The sequence below is a fragment of the Pseudomonas sp. NFIX49 genome (genome assembly GCF_900115915.1).
GTDB classification, from domain to species: Bacteria; Pseudomonadota; Gammaproteobacteria; order Pseudomonadales; family Pseudomonadaceae; genus Aquipseudomonas; species Aquipseudomonas pharyngis.
This window is the reverse complement of sequence record NZ_FOYE01000004.1, coordinates 429,821-453,023: the sequence shown is the minus strand read 5'-3', so window position 1 is coordinate 453,023 and position 23,203 is coordinate 429,821. Positions and strand designations below refer to the sequence as shown.

The following is a 23,203-nucleotide window of genomic DNA, read 5'->3' as shown; positions in this document are numbered from 1 at the left end:
CATACCTAACCCCATCATTCAATTGGTTTCCAATGCCAAAGCGGCACACCAGGCCTCGCCGCGCGAGCCCTGGGATAAAATGGTCAGCGAACGTCCGCTGTCTTGCGGGCTAATGGTAATGGTCAGGTCAGGCTTTGGCAAAAAGCCTGCACCTTTATCGGGCCATTCGATCAGGCACAGGGCGTCGTCTTCGAAATAGTCGCGGATGCCGAGAAACTCCAGTTCCTCCGGATCGACCAGACGATACAGGTCGAAGTGAAACGCCCGGACGTCACCGATCTCGTAGGGCTCGACCAGGGTGAAGGTCGGACTTTTCACCGCCCCCACGTGCCCCAGACCGCGAATGATGCCCCGCGACAGCGTGGTTTTGCCCATCCCGAGATTGCCTTCGAGAAAGATCAGGCCATGGCCCTGGGTGATACGGGCGATGCGTGCGCCAAAGTCGCTCATGGCCTGTTCATCGGCCAGGTACAGGGTTACTTCAGACACGGTGCATGCTCCTCCAACAACTGACGAATGGCTGGAATCAGATCACTGGCCGCCAGCCCACGGCCGAATTTACCTTGTTGCAGACCGGCGTTGGCGTGCAGCCAGACTGCCAGACTCGCGGCGTCAAAACCGTCCATGCCCTGGGCCAGCAGTGCGCCGATCAGGCCCGCCAGCACATCGCCGAGCCCGGCAGTGGCCATCGCCGGATGGCCTTGATGACACAGCGCCAGACGACCATCGGGATGAGCAATCAGACTGCCCGCGCCTTTGAGCACCACCACCGCTGTATATTTTTTGCTCAACGCCAGCGTGGCCGCCGGACGATCAGCCTGCACTTCGGCTGTACTGATCCCCAATAAACGCGCTGCTTCCCCCGGATGCGGCGTGATCACGCAATCCTTGGGCAAACTGACAAAACCCGAGGCCAGCAGGGTCAGCGCATCCGCGTCCCATACTTGAGGCAGCGCTGCATTGGCAGCGGCCGACAACAGCGCTCGCCCCCAACTGGCCTGCCCAAGCCCCGGCCCGACCACCAGCACGGACACCTTGTCCAGCAGCCCCATCAGTTGATTGGCCGAAGAAGTGCCCAGCGCCATGGCTTCCGGTACCCGGCTCAGCGCCGCCGGCACATGTTCCGGGCGAGTCGCGACCGAGACCATCCCGGCACCACTGCGCAACGCGCTTTCGGTGCTCAGCAGGATCGCCCCGCCAAAGCCGTGATCGCCGCCGATCAGCAGCACATGGCCGAAACGCCCCTTGTGGGCAGCCGGCGCACGGGCAGCCGGACGCGGCAGGTTAATCGCGTTGAGCCGTTGAGCGACGGCAGAAATGTCACTGAAATTTTCGGCCGTGGCCTGCAGGTCGTTAAACAGCAGTTCGCCGACATGATCCACCGCCTCGCCCGTGAACAGCCCGAGTTTCAGCCCGATAAAAGTCACGGTGAGGTCGGCGTGCACCGCTTCACCCAGCGCATGGCCGGTGTCGGCGCATAATCCGGAAGGGATATCGACCGCCACCACTGGCAGCCCGCTGGCATTGATCGCCGCAATCGCAGCGGCATAAGGCTCACGCACTTCGCCGCTCAGGCCGGTGCCGAGCAACGCGTCAACGACGATGCCGCGCAACTCGCAGGACAGATCCCATGGGGCAATCGATACACCCTCGGCCACAGCTTCGGCGTGCGCCACAGCGGCATCGCCCTTCAAACGCTGCGGCTCACCGACAGCCAGCACCTGAACCTGCCAACCCGCCCGATGGGCCAGCGCCGCCACCAGATAACCATCGCCGGCGTTGTTGCCGTGTCCGGCCAGCACCGTCATTTCATTCGCGGCCGGCCATTGGCGCACCAGCGCGCGCCACGTGGCATGGGCGGCACGCTGCATCAATTCGAAGCCCGGCGTGCCGGCGGCGATCAGCCGTGCATCGAGTTCGCGCACTTGCGCGGCACGGTACAGCACGTCGGGTAATTGATCTTTAGTGTGCGGCATGCGTCTTCGGGCTCCGATGTCTGGCAGAATTATACGCACCTCAGCTCCGGTTTCTCTCGCCTCATGTCCGCCATCACCACCGATCTTCCCGCCCTCGCCCAATCCATCAAGGACTGGGGCCGCGAGTTGGGCTTCCAGCAAGTCGGCATCAGCGGTCTGGACCTGGCCGAGCATGAACAGCACCTGCAACGCTGGCTCGAGGCCGGCTACCACGGCGAAATGGAGTACATGGGCGCCCACGGCAGCAAACGCTCGCACCCCGAAGAACTGGTGCCGGGCACCCTGCGTGTGGTGTCGCTGCGCATGGACTACCTGCCGGGCGACACACAAATGGCGCAATTGCTGGGCAAACCGGAAAAAGCCTACATCTCGCGTTACGCCTTGGGCCGCGATTATCACAAGTTGATCCGTAAACGCGTTCAACAACTGGCGGACAGGATTCAGTCCGAAATCGGCCCGTTCGGTTTCCGAGCCTTCGTCGACAGCGCCCCGGTGCTGGAAAAAGCCATCGCCGAGCAGGCCGGGCTGGGCTGGATCGGCAAAAACACTCTGGTGCTCAATCGCAAGGCCGGCAGTTATTTCTTTCTCGCTGAACTGTTCGTCGATCTGCCGTTGCCGGTGGATGAACCGCATAGCACCGAACATTGCGGCCGATGCACCGCATGCCTCGACATCTGCCCGACCAACGCTTTCGTAGGCCCGTACGTGCTGGACGCGCGACGCTGCATTTCCTACCTGACCATCGAACTGAAGAACGCCATCCCCGAAGATCTGCGACCGCTGATCGGTAACCGTGTGTTCGGCTGCGACGATTGCCAGATCTGCTGCCCGTGGAACCGCTTCGCCCGCCCGTCCGGCGAAAGCGATTTCAAGCCACGGCACAATCTGGACAACGCAGAACTGGCCGAACTGTTTATGTGGGATGAAGACAAATTCCTCAGCAGCACCGAGGGTTCGCCGCTACGTCGGGCCGGTTACGAGCGCTGGCTGCGAAATCTGGCGGTGGGACTGGGAAATGCACCGTCAAGCATTCCAGTGCTGGAAGCACTCAAGGCGCGGCGCGAATACCCGTCAGAGCTGGTGCGAGAACATGTGGAATGGGCTTTGAAACAGCACGCCGACCGTCAAGGCGCGTCGTTATAGACGAACTTCGGCATTTCCCAATGGAAGCGAATCGCCAACAGCCGCAATAGAAAGCCACCGAACAACGTGATCAGAATCGCCTGCTCGCTCGGCACATTGAGGAACAGACAGAGCATGTAGCACCACGCCGCAGCGAACGAGACACTGGCGTAGAGTTCGCGGCGGAAGATCAGCGGGATGTCGTTGCAGAAGATATCGCGCAGGATGCCGCCGAACACACCCGTGATCACGCCGCTGACCGAAGCCACCAGCATGCCGTGGCCCATTTCCAGGGCGGTCATGCAGCCGATCAGGGTGAATGCCACCAGACCGACCGCGTCGAGCACGAGAAACAGCGAGCGCAGGTGACGCATCCAGCGTGCGGTAAACACGGTGATCATCGCCGCAATCGTCGTCAGTACCAGATATTCCGGATGTTTGACCCAGGTCAGCGGGTAATGCCCGAGCAGCACGTCGCGCACCGAACCGCCGCCCAATGCGGTGACGCAGGCGATCAGCACCACGCCGAACCAGTCCATGCCGCGACGGCCCGCAGACAGGGCGCCGGTCATGGCTTCGGCAGTAATGGCGACGAGGTAGAGCATCAGCAACATGGTGGCGATCCTGGCAGGAAGGCGCGCAGTCTACTCACTTCACCGAGGCACCAAAAGAGGGCACCCCGGCGTAGGTGCCGATCTCAGAACTTGATGAAATGCTTACGGTAATGCTGCAGCTCGGCAATGGATTCGCGGATGTCGTCCAGCGCCAGGTGAGTGCTGCCCTTCTTGAAACTGTCACGCACGTCCGGCGCCCAGCGCGCGGCCAGTTCCTTGAGCGTGGAGACGTCGAGGTTGCGGTAGTGGAAGTAGCTTTCCAGCGACTTCATGTGGGTATAAAGGAAGCGCCGATCCTGGCAGATGCTGTTGCCACAGATCGGCGACTTGCCCTTCGGCACCCACTTTTCCAGGAAGGCAATGGTCTCGGCCTCGGCCTCGGCCATGCTCACGCGGCTTTCACGTACGCGCTGGGTCAGGCCGGAGTTGCCGTGGGTGCGGGTGTTCCACTCGTCCATGCGGGCGAGGACTTCGTCGCTGTGGTGGATGGCGATCACCGGGCCTTCGGCCAGGGTGTTCAGGTCACTGTCGGTGACGATGGTGGCCATTTCGATGATGACGTCGTTTTCCGGATCGAGACCGGTCATTTCCAGGTCGATCCAGATCAGATTCTGCGGGTTTTGCATTTTTCGGCTCCTGAGCAATGCTGCGCAGTTTAGCCTAGGCAGCCTGCCGGGCGTGCTAAACTCGCGGCCGTTTTACCTAATCGCTGCATTCTTCAGACGGAACACCCATGGCCAAACGCCAACTCAATCGTCGTCAAAACTGGCGCATCGAAAAGATTCAGGGCGAGCGCGCCGCCCGCGCCGCCAAACGCGAGTCCTCGGCTGTCGAGGCGCTCGAAGGCGGCGACCTCGGCCCGGAACAGCACGGCCTGGTGATCGCCCACTTCGGTGTGCAGGTCGAGGTCGAGGCCGTTGACGGTGAGCTGGCCGGCCAGGTCTTCCGCTGCCATCTGCGGGCCAACCTGCCGGCGCTGGTCACCGGCGACCGGGTAGTATGGCGCGCCGGCAACCAGGGCATCGGCGTGATCGTCGCGCAACTGCCGCGCACCACCGAGCTGTGCCGTCCGGACAGCCGTGGCCAGCTCAAGCCGGTGGCCGCCAACGTCGACATGATCGTCATCGTCTTCGCCCCGCTGCCCGAACCTCATGCGAACCTGATCGACCGTTATCTGGTCGCCGCCGAACATGCCGGCATCCGCCCGTTGCTGCTGCTGAACAAATTCGACCTGATCGACGAGCAGAACGCCCCGGCGCTGAATGCGCTGCTGGCGGTCTACCGCACACTGGGTTATCCGGTGCTGGAAGTCTCGGCGCACCACGGCAACGGTATGGAGCAATTGCAAAAGCAGCTCGACGGACGCATCAGCGTGTTCGTCGGCCAGTCCGGTGTCGGCAAGTCGTCGCTGGTCAACAGTCTGCTGCCGGAAGTCGAAACCCGCGTCGGCCCGCTGTCCGAGCTGTCCGGCCAGGGCACGCACACCACAACCACCGCACGCCTGTTCCACTTCCCCGGCGGCGGTGAACTGATCGACTCCCCGGGCATCCGTGAATTCGGCCTCGGCCACGTCAGCCGCGCCGACGTCGAAGCCGGTTTCATCGAGTTCAACGACCTGCTCGGCACCTGCCGCTTCCGCGACTGCAAGCACGATCGCGAACCCGGTTGCGCACTGCTCAAGGCCCTGGAAGACGGCCGCGTGCAGCAGCAGCGAATGAACAGCTACCGCTCGATCATCGCCAGCCTGCCGGAAAACGGTTACTAGACTTTCAAGTACCCAGACACAAAAAAGCCGCGATCATCTCGCGGCTTTTTTGTGGGTCACTGTTTCGGTGCAGGCGCCGGGGCTGGCGCCGCGCTGCCCGGCTCGGTCGGTTTCGGCAGCGGGTCGTCGAACAGGTTCAGCCGTTCGCGCAACTCGTGGGCCGGTACCGGTTGCTGATCCGCCGGCAAGGCGTTCGGGTCGACCGGGGTGGCCGGCGCGGCGCCGTTCTGACCTTGATCCGTCGGTTTCGACGGGTCGGCGCCTTGCGCACCTTCGATGGCTGCCTGGGCTTTCTTGGTCAGCACCACGATGTCGATGCGGCGGTTGACCGGGTTGAACGGGTTCTCCTTGTCGAACAGCGCCGACGAGGCGTAACCCACCACACGCGCCACTTGCGAGTCCGGATAACTGCCCGCCACCAGCGCACGCCGGGCGGCGTTGGCACGGTTGGCCGAAAGCTCCCAGTTGCCGAAGTCGCCATTGCCTACATAAGGCTTGGCATCGGTGTGGCCGCTGATACTGATCTTGTTCGGCACCGCTTTGATCGTGTCGGCCATGGCCAGCAGGATGTCTTCGAAGTACGGCTTCAGCCGTGCGGAACCTGAGTCGAACATCGGCCGGTTCTCGGCGTCCATGATCTGGATGCGCAAGCCGTTCGGCGTGATCTCGAAGAGGATCTGGTCCTTGAACTTCTGCAGTTGCGGGTTCTCGTCGACCTTGTTCTGCAGTTCTTGCAGCAGCAGTTCCAGGCGTTCCTTCTCGACCTGTTCGGCCATGCCTTCAACCTGTTCGGTGTCGACCGTGACCTTGTCCGGTTGCGGTTGCGACTTCACTTCAGGGTTGAGGGTGTTTTCCGGCGCCAGGGTCGGCGTACCGCCCAGGTCGATGATGTACGGCGTGCCGCTCTCGGAGAAACCGACCGGGTCCTTGAAGTAACCGGCGATGGCGATCTTCTGTTCCGGGGTCGCGGTGGACAGCAGCCACAACACCAGGAAGAACGCCATCATCGCCGTCGCGAAGTCGGCGAAGGCGATCTTCCACGCCCCGCCGTGATGCCCGCCGGCGATGCGCTTGACGCGCTTGATGATTATCGGCTGGTTATTTTCCATGACTTAACGACCGCGAACGGCTTGTTCCAGCTCGGCAAAGCTTGGACGGTGAGCCGGGTACAGAACCTTGCGACCGAACTCGACAGCCAGCGATGGCGGCATGCCGGAAGCCGAAGCCACCAGCGAGGCCTTGATGGCTTCGTAAACGTTCAGCTCTTCCTTGGCATCGTGGGCCAGGGAGTGCGCCAGCGGGCCGAAGAAACCGTACGCCGCGAGAATACCGAAGAAGGTACCGACCAGTGCCGCACCTACGTGCAGACCGATGGATTTCTGATCGCCTTCACCCAGGGAGGCCATGGTCACCACGATACCCAGTACCGCCGCAACGATACCGAAACCCGGCATGGCGTCGGCAATGCCGTTCACCGCGTGGGACGGATGCTCGAGGTCTTCCTTCAGGCTGTACAGTTCCATGTCGAACAGGCCTTCCAGCTCGTGGGGAGCCATGTTGCCGGACGACATGATGCGCAGGTAGTCGCAGATGAACGCGGTCATGCGCTCGTCTTTCAGTACCGCCGGGTACTTGGCGAAGATCGGGCTCGCGGCGGCATCTTCGATGTCGCCCTCGATGGCCATCATGCCTTCGCGGCGGCTCTTGTTGAGGATCTCGTAGATCAGGCCCAGCACTTCCAGATAGAACGTGTGGCTGAAACGCGAACTGAACATGCTCAGGGATTTCTTGAGCACGTGCATCGTCATGTAGCCGGGGTTGGCCTGGAGGAATGCTCCGAGTGCCGCACCGCCGATGATCATCACCTCGAAGGGCTGGATCAGGGCGGCAATCTTGCCGTGGGAAAGCACGTATCCGCCGAGCACGCTCGCGAATACGACGATGATGCCGATAATTTTAGCCATAGGTAGAAAGGTACTTGTTTAAGTCGGGTTCAAGGTCATATTCGGAAGTTAAAAAATCTCTTCTTCTACTTATCGGCAAAACTGCGCCAGACTATAGCCAGTTCAGGCGAAAAGCCAATTTAGCCCATGCCGGGCGCGTCTACAGTCAGTGAAGATCTCGTCCAGACATGGCTAATGAAACGAACGTCCCACACGTGAAACCGACCACACTCGATGGTTGGGTGAAGCTGCTCGACAGCGTTCGCCTGCCGGTGCCGCAAGACGCCCATGACCGGGTCTGCCGGGCGATTCGCGATGACCGCAGCTCGCTGCGCGACATTGCCGACCTGATGCAGGACAGCCCGGCGCTGGCCCTGAGCATCATCCGCGAAGCCAACCGCCACACCCACGGCAACATGACTGCGCCGGCGGAAAACCTCGAAGTGGCGATCAATCGCCTCGGCCTTGGCCGTACCGAAGAACTGCTGGCGCGCCTGCCTGCCGAACCTGCCGCGCAAATTCCCCAGGCCTTGCGCCAATTGCAGATGATCAGCCAGCACGCCACGCAACAGGCCAACGGTTTTTTCGCCAGCCGCCTCGCGCGCCTGTGGCAGGACATTCATTGGGGCAGCCTGCTGTTTCTGTCACCGCTGTGGCCGTTGGCACTGACCTTTCCCCAATTGCTTGAAGAGTGGGAAGTGCGGGTTATCCACAAAGGAGAATCAGCGCGAGTCGTGGAAAAGCAGCTGTTCGGTGTGCGCCTGCTGAGAATCGGCGAAGCGCTGGTCGAAGCCTGGCGTCTGCCGATCTGGGTGCAGCAAGGTTATCGGCTGCTGCTGACCGAGCAGCGCGAACTGGTCAAAGTCCTGCGCATTGCCCGCGACGTCGATCATCCGCTGCGCCAGCAAAATCGCCTCGACGACGACCCGACCCTGCGTCGCTGGCTCAATCAACCGGCCAATACCGTGCTGCTGGCCAACGGTCTGGCACTATCGGCGCAACAGGCCTGGGACAGTCCGCACAGTGAGCGCTGGCAGTACCTGACCAGCCTCTACCTGCAAATCTCGATGGACGAGGTGCAACAGCAGTTGCACCAACAGGCCGCCGTCAGCGCTCGCCATCATTCCATGCCGGACCTGTGGCACCCGGCGGTTTCGCTGTTGTGGCCTTGGGGCGCCCGACGCCTGCCTGCCGGAATGCTGCCGGCTGCGGCGCCTTCCGCTGAAGACCTGACCCAGTGGCGCCGGCAATGCGCCGAGCTGCTGGCCGTGCCAAGCCGCTTCACCAACGCCATGAGCCTGACCGTCGCCGCCCGCGATGCGCTGGTCGCCAGTGGCATGCGCCGGGTGATGATCCTGATGGCCGACCGCAGCCACGCCAATCTGCGCGTCCATCAAACCTCGGGGTTGCCGAAGGAAGCCGCTGCGCTGAATTTCGTCGTCAGCCAGAGTTCGGTGCTGCAACGCTTGCTCACGCAGCAGGCGCAAGTGCGGATCACCCCGGACAACAACGCCCAGTTTTCCGCCCTGCTGCCGCCCTCGCTGCGCGCGCTGTTTCGTGGCGAACACCTGTTCCTGCGCTCGCTGGTGAACAACGGCCGGGTGATCATGATCGTGGTCGCCGACCAGGGTGGCGGGCCGTTCGCCGACATCACTGTGCAGGCTTTCGGCAAAACCGCGCAGTGCATCGAGAAAGCCCTGCACAGTTTTAGCCAGCGCGGCCAATGACAGCTACAATCCTTCCCCTTTGTGCTCTGGAGACCTCACATGTCTGATTTCTCTGGCCTGGCCCTGGTGATCGAGCCGAGCGACCTGCTGCCGCGCCTCGAATCCCGCGATCTGATTCTGGTGGATCTGACCAGTGCCGCCCGCTACGCCGAGGGACACATTCCCGGCGCACGTTTTGTTGATCCGAAACGCACCCAGCTGGGTCAGGCGCCGGCTCCGGGCCTGTTGCCGAGCAAAGAAAAACTCGAAGAACTGTTCGGTGAGCTGGGTCATCGCAAAGATGCGGTCTACGTGGTCTATGACGACGAAGGCGGCGGCTGGGCCGGGCGCTTCATCTGGCTGCTCGACGTGATCGGCCACGACAAGTATCACTACCTCGACGGCGGACTGCCGGCGTGGCTGGCGGAAGGTTCGCCGATGTCGATCCAGATTCCTCCGGCGGCGGGCGGCCCGGTTGCCCTGACCCTGCACGAGGAACCGACCGCCACCCGCGAGTACCTGCAAAGCCGTCTCGGCGCCGCTGACCTGGCCATCTGGGACGCTCGCGGGCCGCTGGAGTATTCCGGCGAGAAGGTCCTGGCAGCCAAGGGTGGACACATCCCCGGCGCGGTCAATTTCGAATGGACGGCGGGCATGGATCAGGCGCGCCAGCTGCGCATCCGTACCGACATGCCGCAGATCCTGGAAAGCCTCGGGATCACCAAAGACAAAGAAATCATTACCCACTGCCAGACCCATCACCGGTCCGGTTTCACTTATCTGGTGGCCAAGGCCCTCGGTTATCCGCGGGTCAAGGGCTACGCCGGTTCCTGGGGCGAATGGGGCAACCACCCCGACACCCCCGTCGAGCTTTAAGGATTTTTAAGGACAGTCATGAAAGAGCGTTTGTTTATCATCAGCCAGTACCTGCTGCCTCATCACCTGCTGTCGCGCCTGGCCGGCTGCGTCGCAGAGTGCCGCGTGCGCTGGTTCAAGAATGCCTTCACCACCTGGTTCGCCAAGCGTTATCAAGTGGACATGTCGCAGGCACTGGTTGAAGACGTCACCGCTTACGAGCACTTCAACGCCTTCTTCACCCGTGCCCTGAAAGACGGCGCACGTCCGCTGGACCAGACCCCGGGCGCGATCCTCAGCCCGGCCGACGGTGCGATCAGCCAGCTCGGCCCGATCGAACACGGCCGCATCTTCCAGGCCAAGGGCCACAGCTTCAGCGTGCTGGAACTGCTGGGCGGCGATGCGGCGAATGCGGCGCCGTTCATGGGCGGTGAATTCGCGACTGTTTACCTGTCGCCGAAGGACTACCACCGCGTGCACATGCCGCTGGCCGGCACCCTGCGCGAAATGGTCTACATTCCGGGCCGGATCTTCTCGGTCAACCAGACCACCGCGGAAAACGTTCCGGAACTGTTCGCCCGTAACGAGCGCGTAGCGTGCATCTTCGACACCGAGCGCGGGCCAATGGCCGTGGTGCTGGTGGGCGCGATGATCGTGGCATCGATCGAAACCGTGTGGGCCGGTCTGGTCACGCCGCCGAAGCGCGAACTGAAAACCTTCCGTTACGACGAAGCCGCCCGTGCGCCGATCCATCTGGAAAAAGGTGCGGAACTGGGGCGCTTCAAACTGGGTTCGACCGCGATCGTGCTGTTCGGGCCGGATCAGGTGAAGTGGGTTGAAGAACTGAAGGCCGGCTCGCCGGTACAGATGGGCCAGGCCTTGGCAATGTCGAACGCCTGAACCGGTTGATCCGCCCTTTCGCACGTCTGCGAAGGGGCGGACACGACCTGGGTGGCGCCGTTACTCTATCTGCCCACGGAAGCCGATCGGCCCTTCGTTGGCGTAGGTATTGGTGCCACTGAGGTTTTTCCCGCCGTCACTCGACGTGACGCTCAACGCGATAACGTTCTGGTTATCCCGCCCGCCGATCACCCACTTGCCACCTGGATGCCAGGGGGCATCGTTGCCACCCCACTGATTCTCGACGTTGTACTGGTTCTGGCCAGTGCGCTGAGCCTTGAAGCCAATAGGGCCTTCGCCGGCGTAGGTCATGGTGCCGGTAAAGGTTTTGCCACCGTCGCCGGACTTGATCTCGATCGCGACGACGTTCTGGTTGTCCCGCGCGCCCAGCACCCAGGTTCCACCCGGATGCCAAGGTGCCGAACTACCGCCCCATTGATTTGCCACTGCGTATTTAGACATGAACCTCATCTCCTTGAAGTTTCGGGAGACCTGCCCCGACGTTGACGGCAGGCCGTGCAACCGTGCGTTTCCGATCGCACGTCTGACAGCCTAGTAGCGCCTGCGGGAATGGCACCAGGCCAGTAGACCAACGGTAAAAAACCCTGACAAACACCTGCGAAACAGACCACAACTGCTAGAGTTTTGGGCATTGCCCTATTCGCCGCCGGAGCTTGTCACGGCATGAGTGAGCCACGATCCCGACCACCACTGAGCGCCCCGACGCCCACGCAGTTGCGCCTGTCCTTCTGTGAAGCCACCCCGCGCGACCTCAAACGCTGGATCGCCGACCTGCCCAAGGCCAACATCGGCGAAACCGCGCGCCTGCTGTATCAAGGCCTCAACGAACTCAATCAACTGCTGACCCCCAGCGACAACCGCTTGCATTTGCTTGAGCTGTTGCGGCCTGAGGTGTATTTCGTCTGCCAGCACCTGGAACGGCATTTTCTGCATCAGGCGATCATGCTTGATGAGCGTTCACGCAAGATCAGCAACCTGAGCCAGGCCCTGCAAAGTCAGCTGGCCATCGGTTACAAACAGATCATTCTGCGGATCGCGCCCAAGTTCTCCCGGGATCGTGCAGCCCTGGTGAGCGAAGCGCTGCAGCGGGCGGCCCACGCGCTGAAAGGGCAACTGGTTCGCGCCACGCAGTTGTACAGCCCGGCGCCGGAACAGCTGTGGTTCGAACTGCATCAATTGTTTCGCTGCGCCTGCGAGCTGCAACTGCAGCATCGCCGGGTACGCGACGACCTCGCCAGTCTGACCGTAGATCTGAGTGTCGAGCAGACCTACCTCGCGGCCCTGTTGCTGGGCAGCGCTCGCTGCAATCAGTTGCGACAGAACCAGATCGCGCGCCTGGCCCAGGTGGTGGAACCCTGGAGCGCGTGGCTGAAGCTGCAGCCCGCCCATCCGGGCGCGGGCTTGTTCGCGGTCTCGGCAGACATCGACGCCGGCCCGCGTTACCGCTCGCAGTTTCGCAGCGAGCAACAGGCAGGGTTGCTCGGTTTTGATCCGCAACCGCTGGTGAATGCCATCGAGGCGCACCTTCAGCATCAGGACACAACGACGCCGCTGCCCGTGCCGGCCGGCCTGACCCTCGACACCCTGCAACACCTGCACGCGACCTGGGGCGAAGCCGCCGAGCGCAGCTTTCAGCGCACCGTCGGCCAGGGCAACCTGACCGTGTGCGTCGGCATGAGCGCCCTGCACTTTTACCTCGGCGGCGAACGCACCTTCAGTGAACTGCTCAAACACCCCGGCGCCCGGGCGGCAAATTTCAGCCGCGCAGTGGTTCAGGGCGAAAAGGACAGCTGGAGCCAGGCGTTCGATGCCGCGCCACAGGGTACGTCCGAGGAATTGCTGCCCTACGAAGAAATCCGCTACGAACCGCTGGCCGACGACGAAAGCGGCACCGACAGCCCGCCGCATTATCCGACTTATGCCTTGCCCGTCATCAACCACAGCCCCGGCGGTTACTGCCTGGCCTGGCCAAAAGAAGTGCCTGCCGAATTGCAGGCCGGGGAAATGGTCGGGATTCAGGACAGCCTCAATCAGGGCTGGAGCATTGCCGTGGTGCGCTGGATCCGCCAGGTGCGCGGCGCCGGTACACAAATGGGTATCGAACTGGTGGCGCCCCACGCTCAGCCCTGCGGCTTGCAGCTGGTGCGCACCCGGGATGATCACAGCCATTACCTTCGAGGGTTGTTATTGCCGGAAATCAGTGCGATCGACTTGCCGGCGACGTTACTGGCGCCACGGCTGCCGTTTCAGGAGGGCAATAAAGTGCTGATCAACACCCAGGGTGAAGAGCACCGCGCCGGGCTGGATCGGCGGGTGGCCAGCACCCACAGCTTCAATCAGTTTGCCTATCGCTCGCTGGAGGCCGCGCAGAATGGCGGAAGCGAGGAAGATTTCGACTCGTTGTGGAAATCCCTTTGAGCCAGGACCGCAGCCGAGGGCTGCGATCCTGCGCCGACGTCAGAGCTGTCCGTCGCGATCGCGGAAGCCCAGCAGGTACAGCACGCCATCCAGCCCCAGGGTCGATATCGCCTGCTTCGCCGACTGCTTGACCAGCGGTTTGGCGCGGAACGCCACGCCCAGACCCGCAATCGCCAGCATCGGCAGGTCGTTGGCGCCGTCGCCCACGGCGATGGTCTGCTCCAGACGCAAACCTTCTTTTTCAGCCAGCTGCTTCAGCAGATCGGCCTTGCGCTGGGCATCGACGATCGGCTCGATTGCCACGCCGGTGCACTTGCCGTCGACCACTTCCAGTTCGTTGGCGAACACGTAGTCGATACCGAGTTTGGCCTGCAATTGCTTGGCGAAGTAGGTGAAGCCGCCCGACAGAATCGCGGTCTTGTAGCCCAGGCGCTTGAGTTCGGCAAACAGGGTTTCGGCGCCCTCGGTCAGGCGCAGCGAGGCGCCGATCGAATCGAGCACACTGACATCCAGGCCCTTGAGCAGTGCCAGACGCTCTTTGAAGCTGGCGCGAAAATCCAGCTCGCCGGCCATTGCCCGCTCGGTGATTTGCGAAACCTGGTCGCCGACGCCGGCGGCTTTGGCCAGTTCGTCGATGACTTCGGCTTCGATCAGGGTCGAGTCCATGTCGAACACCGCCAGACGACGGTTGCGACGGAACAGCGAATCTTCCTGGAAGGCGATGTCGACGTTCAGCTCCTGAGCCACGCTGAGGAACTCGGCGCGCAGGGCCTGCGGATCGGCGGCTTCGCCACGCACGGAGAACTCGATGCAGCCCTTGCCTTTGTCGGCCGGGGTGTCCAGCGGCATGCGACCCGACAGACGGTCGATATGGTCGATGTTCAGGCCGTATTTGGCGGTGATCGAGCTCACGGCCTGCAACTGGCCGGCGGTGACCTTGCGGGTCAGCAGGGTAACGATGTGGCGCTTCTTGCCCTGATTGCCCACCCATTGCTGGTAATCCTCTTCGGACACCGGGGTGAAACGCACCTGCTGGTCGAGCTCATAACCCTTGAACAGGATGTCCTTGAGCACCGACTTGCCTTGCTCGGAGTCGGGAATTTCCACGAGGATGCCGAACGACAGCATGTCGTGGATCACCGCCTGACCGATGTCGAGGATATTCACACCACCCTGGGCCAGAACACCGGTAATGGCCGCTGTCAGACCCGGACGGTCGACTCCCGTGATGTTAATCAGGACGATTTCGCGCAACGCGCACCCCCGCAACTGGAAAAAAACCGCATTCTACCCACTTTCAGTGACCATCGGGCACCGCCAGCGCTTTGCCGGTCTAGGGCCTGTCGCTATACTGCGCGTCAACTTCACGGACAAAAGAGCCGAGCTCAGTGAACCGGCCCACGCCAGTTAAAACCGATAACTTCTTTCTGCTGATCTTCCGTGCACTGCGCCACCGCCGTGTACCGATTGCATTGCGCATTGCCAGCCATAACGTGATCCTGGTCGCTCTGGCCCTGGTGATCTATGCCTGCGTGATGGGCCTGCAGTTCAAGCAGGCCATGCACGAGCAGGCCGATGCGCTGGGCGAAAGCCTGACTACGCAGACCGCCACCTCTGCCACCGAACTGCTGGTGTCCAACGACATCCTCAGCCTCAACGTGCTGCTCAACAACCTGACCAAGAACAAACTGGTGGCCCACGCCGCCATCTACAGTGTGGACAACCGCATCCTCGCCGAGTCCGGTCAGCGGCCCAAGCACGGCCTGCTGGGCGAAGCCGAGGGCATGTACGAGAGCAAGATCACCTTCCAGGACGTGACCGCCGGGCAACTGCGCATCAGCCTGGACATGGATCAGTTCCAGCAGCCGATGACCATCAGCCTGCAAAGCATGGGCATCCTGAGTGCAATCCTGCTGGCACTGTCCCTGGCCCTGAGCCTGCGTCTGGGCCGGCACATCTCCACGCCGCTGCTGCAATTGCGTGTGTGGCTGCGCCGGATCGACGAATACACGCCGGGTATCGAGCGTCAGGACGAGATCGGCGATCTTGCCCGCCAGTTACACGCCAACTACGCCCCTGAGCCGGCCGAACCGGAGCCCGAGCCGGAACCCGAGTTCGAGGACGACGAGCCGGAATTCGAAGTGCGCAACCTGCGTGATCCGAGTTTCGACGAAAGCCGCCCGATGGCTGCGCAGAAGCCTGCGCCACGCCATGTGGTCAGCACCGTTGAAGACGACGATGACGAAGACCCGTTCGCCGATCTGCGTGACGAATCGCTGAGCGATACCGCGCAACCGGCCGTGCGCCGACCGACCCCGAGCGTGCCGCAACACACGGCGGTGCTGGCGGTGCAATTGGGCTCGCAGGAACAACTGCGCCGTTTGCCGCGCGCACGTCTGGAAGAGTTGCAGGATCGCTATCGCGACTGTCTGGAGCAGGCTGCTTCGTTGTACCAGGGCGAAATCGAAACCCTGAACGACGGCAGCACCCTGATGCTGTTCCACACTGAAGACAGCGGCGACGATTACCTGACCAACGCCATCTGCTGCGGCGAGCTGCTGCGGGCGCTGGGCCACCAGTTGCAGATCGAAGTCGCCGACAGCGGCATCACCCTGCAATTGCAGTTGGGCCTGACCCTCGGCGACGAGCTGTTCGGCCTGAGCCAGATCGACCTGTTGCTGACCGACTCCGCCCAGGACGCCCTGGCTCTGTCGCAACACAGCCGCAACCTGCTGCTGGTGGAGCGCAAGATCGGTGACGACGCGCTGATTCGCCAGCGCGCACGAATCCGGCCGATTGCCAGCCCTGAGGGGGCTTGCTGCGTGGAGCGGTTGATGGAGCCTTATCCGTCGATGCTTGAGCGGCAACTGGCGCGGATGCATGAGCGTCGGGCCTGAGGCCTTGCCCTTGATGTGAAGAAGCCCGCAGATGAGTGATTGTCTGCGGGCTTTTTTGTGCGTGGCGTTTTCGTGATTGCGCCAGGCTTTGGAGCCCCCTCACCCTAGCCCTCTCCCAGAGGTAGAGGGGACTGATAGGAGAATATTGGGTATCTACACCGACCTGAACGTGCCGTGCCGAATCCACAATCGTAAGACCGCACTGCGCCAAATCCATAATCGCCAAGATCTTTCAGGTCGATGGATAACGCCAGACACCTCGGTCGGCTCCCTCTCCCTCCGGGAGAGGGCGGGGGTGAGGGGCTTTTGACTTTTCACAGCTCTAGACACAACAAAGCCCGCACAAGGCGGGCTCTGTTCTGACTCGTTCCAGCCTTAGAAGCGAAACACTTCCATATCCGTACGAATCGGCGAAGCCATCGGTATCTTCGGCTGCTTTTCGGCTTCCGCCGCCGGCGCTGCCGGTTTCGGTGCCGACTTGCGTGGCGCCTCGGCGACCGGTGGCTGATTGGCCAACGGTTTGAGCGCTACCGACAGTTGCTCGGCCAGACGCTGCAACAACACGCCCTGCGCCTGCACCTGTGCGGCGGTGGTACCGGCATGTTGCTCCTGCAGATGGACGATGCGGTTGTCACGCACCTGGCCACGGCGGTCGATCAGGCGCCATTGCGCGTCCAGAATCGCCGGTTGCTTGGCACCGGAATCCAGACGAGTGATGGTCAACAGCACCTGCACATCCGGGGTGAAGCCCAGGGTCGCTGGCGCCAGCACCACGCGCTGACTGTCCAGATGCCCGGCAACCTGACGCAACAGCAACTGATCGATGTCCGATGAAAGGCTACCGGCCCAGCGACCATCGGTCGAGGCCTGCAGGCTGCCGTCCGGCTGACGCTGCAACAGGGTTTCCCGTTGCAGGTAATCGGCAACGATCACAGGGCCCAGCAAAACTGCCATGCCCGCGCTTTGCGCAGGCTGGGCCGGACTTCCGCTGTCCAGCTGATACAGCGACACCGGCTGGTGAACGCTGCAACCCGCCAGACCAAGAACGCCGGCGAGCAGGAAAATAAGGGGGCGCAGAGAAGTCATCATCCCGTCCAGGTGGCCGCCACAAGGCTGACCACAGTGAAAATACTCAATAAATATGAATAACGCTCGGCCACGCCGGCGCTTGGAAAGGCCATATCATCCGTGAATATGCGTTCCGACTCCAGCGCCAAAGCGCCGATCTACGGGTTAAATCGTAGATCGGAGCGTCTAGGACGCCTAATTGAGGTTTTCGACGAGCAGCGCATCCACTCGCTGGAAGCCACGTGGCAGTTTGTTACCACGGCGACCACGCTCACCTTTGTAGTGCTCGAGGTCATCGGCCTTCAGCGACAAGGTGCGTTTTCCGGCCTGCAGCACCAAGGTGGCGCCTTCCGGAAGAACGGCGATGTCCGTGACATATTCTTCGCGACTGGCCACACGCTCACCGGAAATACCGATGATCTTGTTGCCTTTGCCCTTCCCTAATTGTGGCAGATCGCTGATCTTGAAGATCAGCAGGCGACCCTCGGTCGTCACCGAGGCCAGCCAGTTGTGTTCGCGATCGGCAACCGGACGCGGCGCGATCACCTTGGCGTTGTTCGGCAGGCTCAACAGGGCCTTGCCGGCCTTGTTCTTGGCCTGCAGGTCTTCACCTTTCACCACAAAACCGTAACCGGCGTCGGAGGCGATCACGTACAGCGAGTCCTCCTCAGGCATCAGCACACACTCGAACGTTGCGCCCGGCGGCGGCGTCAGACGGCCGGTCAACGGCTCACCCTGGCCCCGTGCCGATGGCAGGGTGTGGGTGGCCAGCGAGTAACTGCGGCCCGTGGAGTCGATGACCACGGCCGACTGGTTCGAACGCCCCGCCGCCGAAGTCTTGAAGCCGTCGCCGGCCTTGTACGACAGGCCGGTGGCGTCGATATCGTGGCCCTTCGCCGAACGGATCCAGCCTTTTTCCGACAGCACGACGGTGACTTTCTCGTTCGGCAGCAGATCGTGCTCGGTCAGCGCCTTGGCTTCGGCGCGCTCGACGATTGGCGACCGACGGTCATCGCCGTAAGTTTCGGCATCTTTCAACAGTTCGCTGCGCACAAGTTTCTTCAACTTGGCTTCGCTGCCCAGCAGGGCTTGCAGCTTGGCCTGTTCCTTGAGCAGTTCGTCCTGCTCGTCGCGCAGCTTCATCTCTTCCAGTCGCGCCAACTGACGCAGACGGGTGTCGAGGATGTAGTCGGCCTGGATTTCGCTGAGGGCAAAACGCTCGATCAGTTTGGCTTTCGGATGCTCCTCGGTACGGATGATGTGGATCACTTCATCCAGGTTGAGGTAGGCAATCAGCAAACCGTCCAACAGGTGCAGGCGACGCTCGACCTTGTCGAGGCGAAATTGCAAGCGGCGACGCACGGTCAGCACGCGGAATTCCAGCCACTCCACCAGCAACGCACGGAGGTTTTTCAGCTGCGGCTTGCCGTCCAGACCGATGATGTTGACGTTGACCCGGTAGGTCGACTCCAGCTCGGTGCTGGCGAACAGGTGCTGCATCAGCGCTTCGTGATCGACACGGCTGTTGACCGGGATGATCACGATGCGGCACGGGTTTTCGTGGTCGGATTCATCACGCAGGTCGGCGATCTGCGGGGCTTTCGATGGTTTGGCCTGCATCAGCGCGGCGATCTGTTCCAGCACCTTGGCCCCGGAGACCTGGTGCGGCAGCGCGGTGACGATGATGTCGCCGTCCTCGACGTGGTACACGGCGCGCATGCGCACCGAGCCCTTGCCGGTTTCGTACATTTTCAGCAGGTCGGCGCGCGGGGTGATGATTTCCGCTTCGGTCGGGTAGTCCGGGCCCTGAATGTGTTCGCAGAGCTGTTCGACCGTGGCTTTCGGCTCATCGAGCAGGCGCACGCAGGCGGTGGCGACTTCGCGCAGGTTGTGCGGCGGCACGTCGGTGGCCATGCCCACGGCGATCCCGGTGGTGCCGTTGAGCAGGATGTTCGGCAAACGTGCCGGCAACACCAGCGGTTCCTGCAGGGTGCCGTCGAAGTTCGGGCCCCAGTCTGCGGTGCCCTGGCCCAATTCGCTGAGCAGCACTTCGGAGTAACGCGACAGCCGCGCTTCGGTGTAACGCATGGCGGCGAAGGACTTCGGATCGTCCGGCGCACCCCAGTTGCCCTGGCCGTCCACCAGCGTGTAGCGATAGCTGAACGGCTGGGCCATCAGCACCATCGCTTCGTAGCACGCCGAGTCGCCGTGCGGGTGGAACTTGCCGAGCACGTCGCCGACGGTACGCGCCGACTTCTTGTGCTTGGAATCGGCGTCCAGCCCCAGCTCGCTCATGGCGTAGACGATACGCCGCTGTACCGGTTTCAGGCCGTCGCCGATATGCGGCAGGGCGCGGTCCATGATCACGTACATGGAGTAGTTGAGGTAGGCATTTTCGGTGAAGTCAGCCAGCGAGCGGCGTTCTACACCGTCCAGGCTGAGATCAAGGGAGTCGCTCATGCGGGCCTCATCGGTTCGTTGTCTGGCGCAGCAGCATGGTGCCACCGCGCTGGGTAAATTCAAGTTTGTTCAGGGCGCTCATGCCGAGCAGCACCTGATCGCCATGCAACCCCGGCGCCACCAGTGCGCGGACGTCCCGCAGCACGATGTCGCCCAGTTGCAGGCGGTCGATACGGGTGCGATAGCCCTGGCTCAGGCCATTGGCCGTGCTCAGGGTCACACCGAAACCTTCTTCCAGCCTGAGGTCTTTCGCCACCTCGGCCGGGATTGCCACATCGGTCGCGCCGGTGTCGAGCATGAACTCCACCGGCCGACCGTTGATCAGGCCGCTGGCGACAAAATGTCCCTGGGCGTTGCCGATCAATTTCACTTCGATAAAGCCGTTGCCCTGCTGCGAAGCCACTTCCACATTGGGATTACGCTGGCGTTCTTCCCACTGGCTGAAAAACCGCGTGGCCAGAAACAGCGCCGCGCACCACGCCAGAATCATCAGCACCCGACCGGCGCGCTTGCCCGGCGGTTGCTGGCTCACGGCTTGGCGCTCCAGCCACCCTCAGGCGCGGCGAAACGCCAGATGATCGGGCGAACCTCGCCGTCGGCGCGAGGGCCGAAATTGTTGTCGACGCCGATCCAGGCGCCTTGAGCATCGACCACCAGCGCCTCTTCCAGGCCGAAGTTCTGTGAATAACGCCGATTGGCCTGCAACAGCTCGGCCGCATACGACCAGCAGAGCTCGACCCTGGCCGTCTGCGCATCGCGACGACAGATCTGGTACGCGTTGCGCTCAAGGGTAAACAGCTTGCCGTTGAACAGGGAGATATCGGAAAAATCCCGATTGACCGGACGGGCTTTCGGGAACTGCGGCGGTTGCATTTCCATGCCGCCTTCACTGAGCAGCACGCAGCGACCGTCACAATCCCACACCGTCTGCTGGCGTTTGATCAGCAACAAACCGCGACTTTGCCGCTCGGCAGCCAGCCACATCTGATCGCCCGCCGGGTTGATCGCCAGCCCTTCGAATAACGCGTTGAATTGCAGCAGCATGCCGCTGGCCCGCGCCTCGCGAACCATCATCGGCGAGATTTTCAGCCACGACGACGGCCCCTGCGGCGGCACTTGCAGCACGGCCGCGTGGGCCTCGCTGACGATGTAGCGGTTGCCTGCGCTGTCACAGCTGATGCCTTCGAAATCCAGATCCCCGCCCCGAATGAACGACGCCGCCCAGGTGCGCGAACTGATGCCCCACGGCAAGCCGCTGTCCGGCACTTTCGGCGGATCGATGCGTACGGCCGTAGCCTGCCAGACCCGGTCGCGGATATCGAGACGGTAGATCTGATCATCGTCGCGGTCCGAAACGGTCCACAGGTCATTGCCGCACAAGGCCAGCCCCGACAGGTTGCCGCCGCGCATGCCTTCGACCGGGTGTTCGGCGAGCACGCGCAATTCTTGCACAGGCTCTGCCGACACCGTCATCGAACCCAGCAGCAACGCACCCGCCAAGGCCCAGCCAAACCGCATCAGGCCAGAACCTCGGCGAGGTTGCCCTTGGATTCGAGCCAGGTCTTGCGGTCGCCGGCACGTTTCTTCGCCAGCAGCATGTCCATCATTTCCGAGGTCTGGGCGAAGTCGTCCCCGAGGGTCAACTGCACCAGGCGCCGGGTGTTCGGGTCCATGGTGGTTTCGCGCAGTTGCGGCGGGTTCATTTCACCCAGGCCTTTGAATCGGGTGACCTGCGGCTTGCCGCGCTTCTTCTCAGCCACCAGACGGTCGAGGATCCCGTCGCGCTCGGCTTCGTCGAGGGCGTAGTAGATTTCTTTACCCAGATCGATGCGGTACAGCGGCGGCATTGCCACGTAGACATGACCGGCATCCACCAGTGGGCGGAAATGCTGGACGAACAAGGCGCAGAGCAAGGTTGCGATGTGCAGACCGTCGGAGTCGGCGTCGGCGAGGATGCAGATCTTGCCGTAGCGCAGCTGGCTCATGTCCTCGGCGCCCGGATCGACACCGATGGCCACGGCGATGTTGTGCACTTCCTGGCTGGCCAGCACTTCGCTGCCGTCGACTTCCCAGGTGTTGAGGATCTTGCCGCGCAACGGCAGGATCGCCTGGAATTCCTTGTCTCGCGCCTGCTTGGCCGAACCGCCGGCGGAATCACCTTCCACCAGGAACAGCTCGGAACGCATCGGGTCCTGCCCGGCGCAATCGGCCAGTTTGCCCGGCAATGCCGGGCCCTGGGTGATGCGCTTGCGTTCGACTTTCTTGCTGGCTTTCAGGCGCCGGCCAGCGTTGCTGATCGCCAGTTCCGCCAGGGCCAGACCGGTTTCCGGGTTGGCGTTGAGCCACAGGCTGAACGCATCCTTGACCACGCCGGAGACAAACGCCGCCGCTTCACGGGACGACAGACGTTCCTTGGTCTGACCGGAGAATTGCGGTTCCTGCATCTTCATCGACAGAACGAAAGCGATGCGCTCCCAAACGTCTTCCGGTGCCAGCTTCACGCCGCGCGGCAGCAGGCTGCGGAATTCGCAGAACTCGCGCATCGCGTCGAGCAGACCCTGACGCAGACCGTTGACGTGGGTACCGCCCTGCTCCGTCGGGATCAGGTTGACGTAGCTTTCGGTGACCGAAGTGCCGCCTTCCGGCAGCCAAAGCAGGGCCCACTCGACCGCTTCCTTGGTGCCGGCCAGGTTGCCGCAGAACGGCGCATCCGGCAGACGCTCGAATTCGCTGACCGCATCCACCAGATAGGAGCGCAAGCCATCCTCGTAATGCCACTCGACCTTTTCGCCGGTGCCTTTGTCTTCGAAACTGATCAGCAGCCCTGGGCACAGAACGGCCTTGGCCTTGAGCACATGCTTGAGGCGGCTGATGGAGAATTTCGGCGAGTCGAAGTATTTCGGGTCCGGCGCGAAGTACACGCTGGTCCCGGTATTGCGCTTGCCGACGGTGCCGATCACTTGCAGATCGGTGGCCTTGAAGCCGTCGGCAAAGGTCATTTCATATTCGTTGCCGTCACGCTTGACCCGCACCCGCACCTGGGTCGACAAGGCGTTTACCACGGAAATACCCACCCCGTGCAGACCGCCGGAGAACTGGTAGTTCTTGTTGGAAAACTTGCCGCCCGCATGGAGCTTGGTGAGGATCAGTTCAACGCCCGAAACACCCTCTTCCGGGTGGATGTCAACCGGCATGCCACGGCCGTCGTCGCAGACTTCCAGCGAGTGGTCGGCGTGGAGGATGACCTGGATCGATTTGGCGTGGCCGGCCAGGGCTTCGTCGACACTGTTGTCGATGACTTCCTGGGCGAGGTGGTTCGGCCGACTGGTGTCGGTGTACATGCCGGGGCGCTTGCGCACCGGGTCGAGGCCCGAGAGGACTTCGATGGCGTCGGCGTTATAGGAGCTAGCGCTGGGAGTGGCCATAGGGTCTCGTCGTCAGTGATTCAATGAAAATGG

20 protein-coding genes are annotated in these 23,203 nt (G+C 62.3%); 7 read left to right on the top strand and 13 right to left on the bottom strand.

Going from position 1 to position 23,203, the window contains the following annotated elements:
* Positions 1 to 18 precede the first annotated feature (18 nt).
* Both tsaE and BMZ46_RS13955 read right to left on the bottom strand, forming a co-directional pair.
* Complete coding sequence (gene tsaE, locus BMZ46_RS13960; RefSeq protein ID WP_007950729.1) at positions 19 to 489, bottom strand: tRNA (adenosine(37)-N6)-threonylcarbamoyltransferase complex ATPase subunit type 1 TsaE; 471 nt, start codon at positions 487 to 489, stop codon at positions 19 to 21.
* Entirely contained in the window at positions 477 to 1,976 is a 1,500-nt protein-coding gene (locus tag BMZ46_RS13955; RefSeq protein ID WP_074689630.1) for a bifunctional ADP-dependent NAD(P)H-hydrate dehydratase/NAD(P)H-hydrate epimerase, read from the bottom strand. The genes tsaE and BMZ46_RS13955 overlap by 13 nt, the downstream gene beginning before the upstream one ends.
* A 63-nt stretch (positions 1,977 to 2,039) precedes the next feature.
* On the opposite strand from BMZ46_RS13955, the gene queG reads away from it, so the two are divergent.
* A complete protein-coding gene (gene queG, locus BMZ46_RS13950) occupies positions 2,040 to 3,119 on the top strand; it encodes a tRNA epoxyqueuosine(34) reductase QueG (protein WP_074689629.1) in 1,080 nt (359 codons plus the stop codon).
* Here queG and BMZ46_RS13945 read toward each other — a convergent pair.
* A complete protein-coding gene (locus tag BMZ46_RS13945) occupies positions 3,101 to 3,712 on the bottom strand; it encodes a trimeric intracellular cation channel family protein (protein WP_039766632.1) in 612 nt (203 codons plus the stop codon). The genes queG and BMZ46_RS13945 overlap by 19 nt on opposite strands.
* A gap of 83 nt (positions 3,713 to 3,795) precedes the next feature.
* Positions 3,796 to 4,338 carry an oligoribonuclease gene (gene orn, locus BMZ46_RS13940; protein WP_065258764.1) on the bottom strand — a complete coding sequence of 181 codons (543 nt, stop codon included), beginning with the start codon at positions 4,336 to 4,338 and terminating at the stop codon, positions 3,796 to 3,798.
* A gap of 107 nt (positions 4,339 to 4,445) precedes the next feature.
* On the opposite strand from orn, the gene rsgA reads away from it, so the two are divergent.
* Positions 4,446 to 5,477: a small ribosomal subunit biogenesis GTPase RsgA gene (gene rsgA / locus BMZ46_RS13935; RefSeq protein ID WP_039766628.1), complete on the top strand. Its 1,032-nt coding sequence runs from the start codon at positions 4,446 to 4,448 to the stop codon at positions 5,475 to 5,477.
* A 56-nt stretch (positions 5,478 to 5,533) separates the two neighbouring features.
* Here the strand turns inward: rsgA and motB are convergent, their stop codons facing one another.
* Both motB and motA read right to left on the bottom strand, forming a co-directional pair.
* The gene (gene motB / locus BMZ46_RS13930; RefSeq protein ID WP_074689628.1) at positions 5,534 to 6,586 is read right to left on the bottom strand and encodes a flagellar motor protein MotB; all 1,053 of its coding nucleotides are present in this window, start codon (positions 6,584 to 6,586) and stop codon (positions 5,534 to 5,536) included.
* A 3-nt stretch (positions 6,587 to 6,589) separates the two neighbouring features.
* Positions 6,590 to 7,441, bottom strand: a complete 852-nt coding sequence (gene motA / locus BMZ46_RS13925) for a flagellar motor stator protein MotA (protein ID WP_007952169.1) — start codon at positions 7,439 to 7,441, stop codon at positions 6,590 to 6,592.
* Positions 7,442 to 7,608: 167 nt separating this feature from the next.
* Here motA and BMZ46_RS13920 point away from each other — a divergent pair, with 167 nt between their 5' ends.
* From BMZ46_RS13920 to asd, 3 genes are read left to right on the top strand one after another with little or no spacing between them, the layout of a single operon-like run.
* On the top strand, positions 7,609 to 9,147 hold the full coding sequence (locus BMZ46_RS13920; protein WP_074689627.1) for an HDOD domain-containing protein: 1,539 nt from the start codon (positions 7,609 to 7,611) through the stop codon (positions 9,145 to 9,147).
* 39 nt (positions 9,148 to 9,186) lie between these two features.
* On the top strand, positions 9,187 to 10,002 hold the full coding sequence (locus BMZ46_RS13915) for a rhodanese-like domain-containing protein (RefSeq protein WP_039766622.1): 816 nt from the start codon (positions 9,187 to 9,189) through the stop codon (positions 10,000 to 10,002).
* Positions 10,003 to 10,020: 18 nt separating this feature from the next.
* The gene (gene asd / locus BMZ46_RS13910; RefSeq protein ID WP_074689626.1) at positions 10,021 to 10,881 is read left to right on the top strand and encodes an archaetidylserine decarboxylase; all 861 of its coding nucleotides are present in this window, start codon (positions 10,021 to 10,023) and stop codon (positions 10,879 to 10,881) included.
* A gap of 60 nt (positions 10,882 to 10,941) precedes the next feature.
* On the opposite strand, the gene BMZ46_RS13905 is transcribed toward asd, so the two are convergent.
* Complete coding sequence (locus BMZ46_RS13905; protein WP_039766619.1) at positions 10,942 to 11,343, bottom strand: lectin OAA family protein; 402 nt, start codon at positions 11,341 to 11,343, stop codon at positions 10,942 to 10,944.
* Between the two features lie 222 nt (positions 11,344 to 11,565).
* On the opposite strand from BMZ46_RS13905, the gene BMZ46_RS13900 reads away from it, so the two are divergent.
* On the top strand, positions 11,566 to 13,320 hold the full coding sequence (locus BMZ46_RS13900; protein ID WP_074689625.1) for a molecular chaperone: 1,755 nt from the start codon (positions 11,566 to 11,568) through the stop codon (positions 13,318 to 13,320).
* A 39-nt stretch (positions 13,321 to 13,359) separates the two neighbouring features.
* Here BMZ46_RS13900 and serB read toward each other — a convergent pair whose 3' ends face one another.
* The gene (gene serB, locus BMZ46_RS13895) at positions 13,360 to 14,574 is read right to left on the bottom strand and encodes a phosphoserine phosphatase SerB (RefSeq protein ID WP_039766615.1); all 1,215 of its coding nucleotides are present in this window, start codon (positions 14,572 to 14,574) and stop codon (positions 13,360 to 13,362) included.
* A 134-nt stretch (positions 14,575 to 14,708) separates the two neighbouring features.
* Here serB and BMZ46_RS13890 point away from each other — a divergent pair, with 134 nt between their 5' ends.
* Positions 14,709 to 16,217 carry an AhpA/YtjB family protein gene (locus BMZ46_RS13890; RefSeq protein ID WP_074689624.1) on the top strand — a complete coding sequence of 503 codons (1,509 nt, stop codon included), beginning with the start codon at positions 14,709 to 14,711 and terminating at the stop codon, positions 16,215 to 16,217.
* Positions 16,218 to 16,592: 375 nt separating this feature from the next.
* Here BMZ46_RS13890 and BMZ46_RS13885 read toward each other — a convergent pair whose 3' ends face one another.
* The 5 genes from BMZ46_RS13885 to parE all read right to left on the bottom strand — a co-directional run bounded on the left by BMZ46_RS13885 (position 16,593) and on the right by parE (position 23,170).
* The gene (locus tag BMZ46_RS13885; RefSeq protein WP_039766610.1) at positions 16,593 to 17,303 is read right to left on the bottom strand and encodes a PqiC family protein; all 711 of its coding nucleotides are present in this window, start codon (positions 17,301 to 17,303) and stop codon (positions 16,593 to 16,595) included.
* Between the two features lie 177 nt (positions 17,304 to 17,480).
* Positions 17,481 to 19,745 (bottom strand): DNA topoisomerase IV subunit A, encoded by a 2,265-nt coding sequence (gene parC / locus BMZ46_RS13880; RefSeq protein ID WP_039766608.1) that lies wholly within the window; start codon positions 19,743 to 19,745, stop codon positions 17,481 to 17,483.
* 7 nt (positions 19,746 to 19,752) lie between these two features.
* Positions 19,753 to 20,277, bottom strand: coding sequence for a retropepsin-like aspartic protease family protein (locus BMZ46_RS13875; RefSeq protein WP_039766607.1), 525 nt, complete (start codon positions 20,275 to 20,277; stop codon positions 19,753 to 19,755).
* Positions 20,274 to 21,263 carry an esterase-like activity of phytase family protein gene (locus BMZ46_RS13870; protein ID WP_039766604.1) on the bottom strand — a complete coding sequence of 330 codons (990 nt, stop codon included), beginning with the start codon at positions 21,261 to 21,263 and terminating at the stop codon, positions 20,274 to 20,276. Before BMZ46_RS13870 ends, BMZ46_RS13875 begins: the two co-directional genes overlap by 4 nt.
* Positions 21,263 to 23,170: a DNA topoisomerase IV subunit B gene (gene parE, locus BMZ46_RS13865; protein ID WP_039766602.1), complete on the bottom strand. Its 1,908-nt coding sequence runs from the start codon at positions 23,168 to 23,170 to the stop codon at positions 21,263 to 21,265. The genes BMZ46_RS13870 and parE overlap by 1 nt, the downstream gene beginning before the upstream one ends.
* Positions 23,171 to 23,203 lie beyond the last annotated feature (33 nt).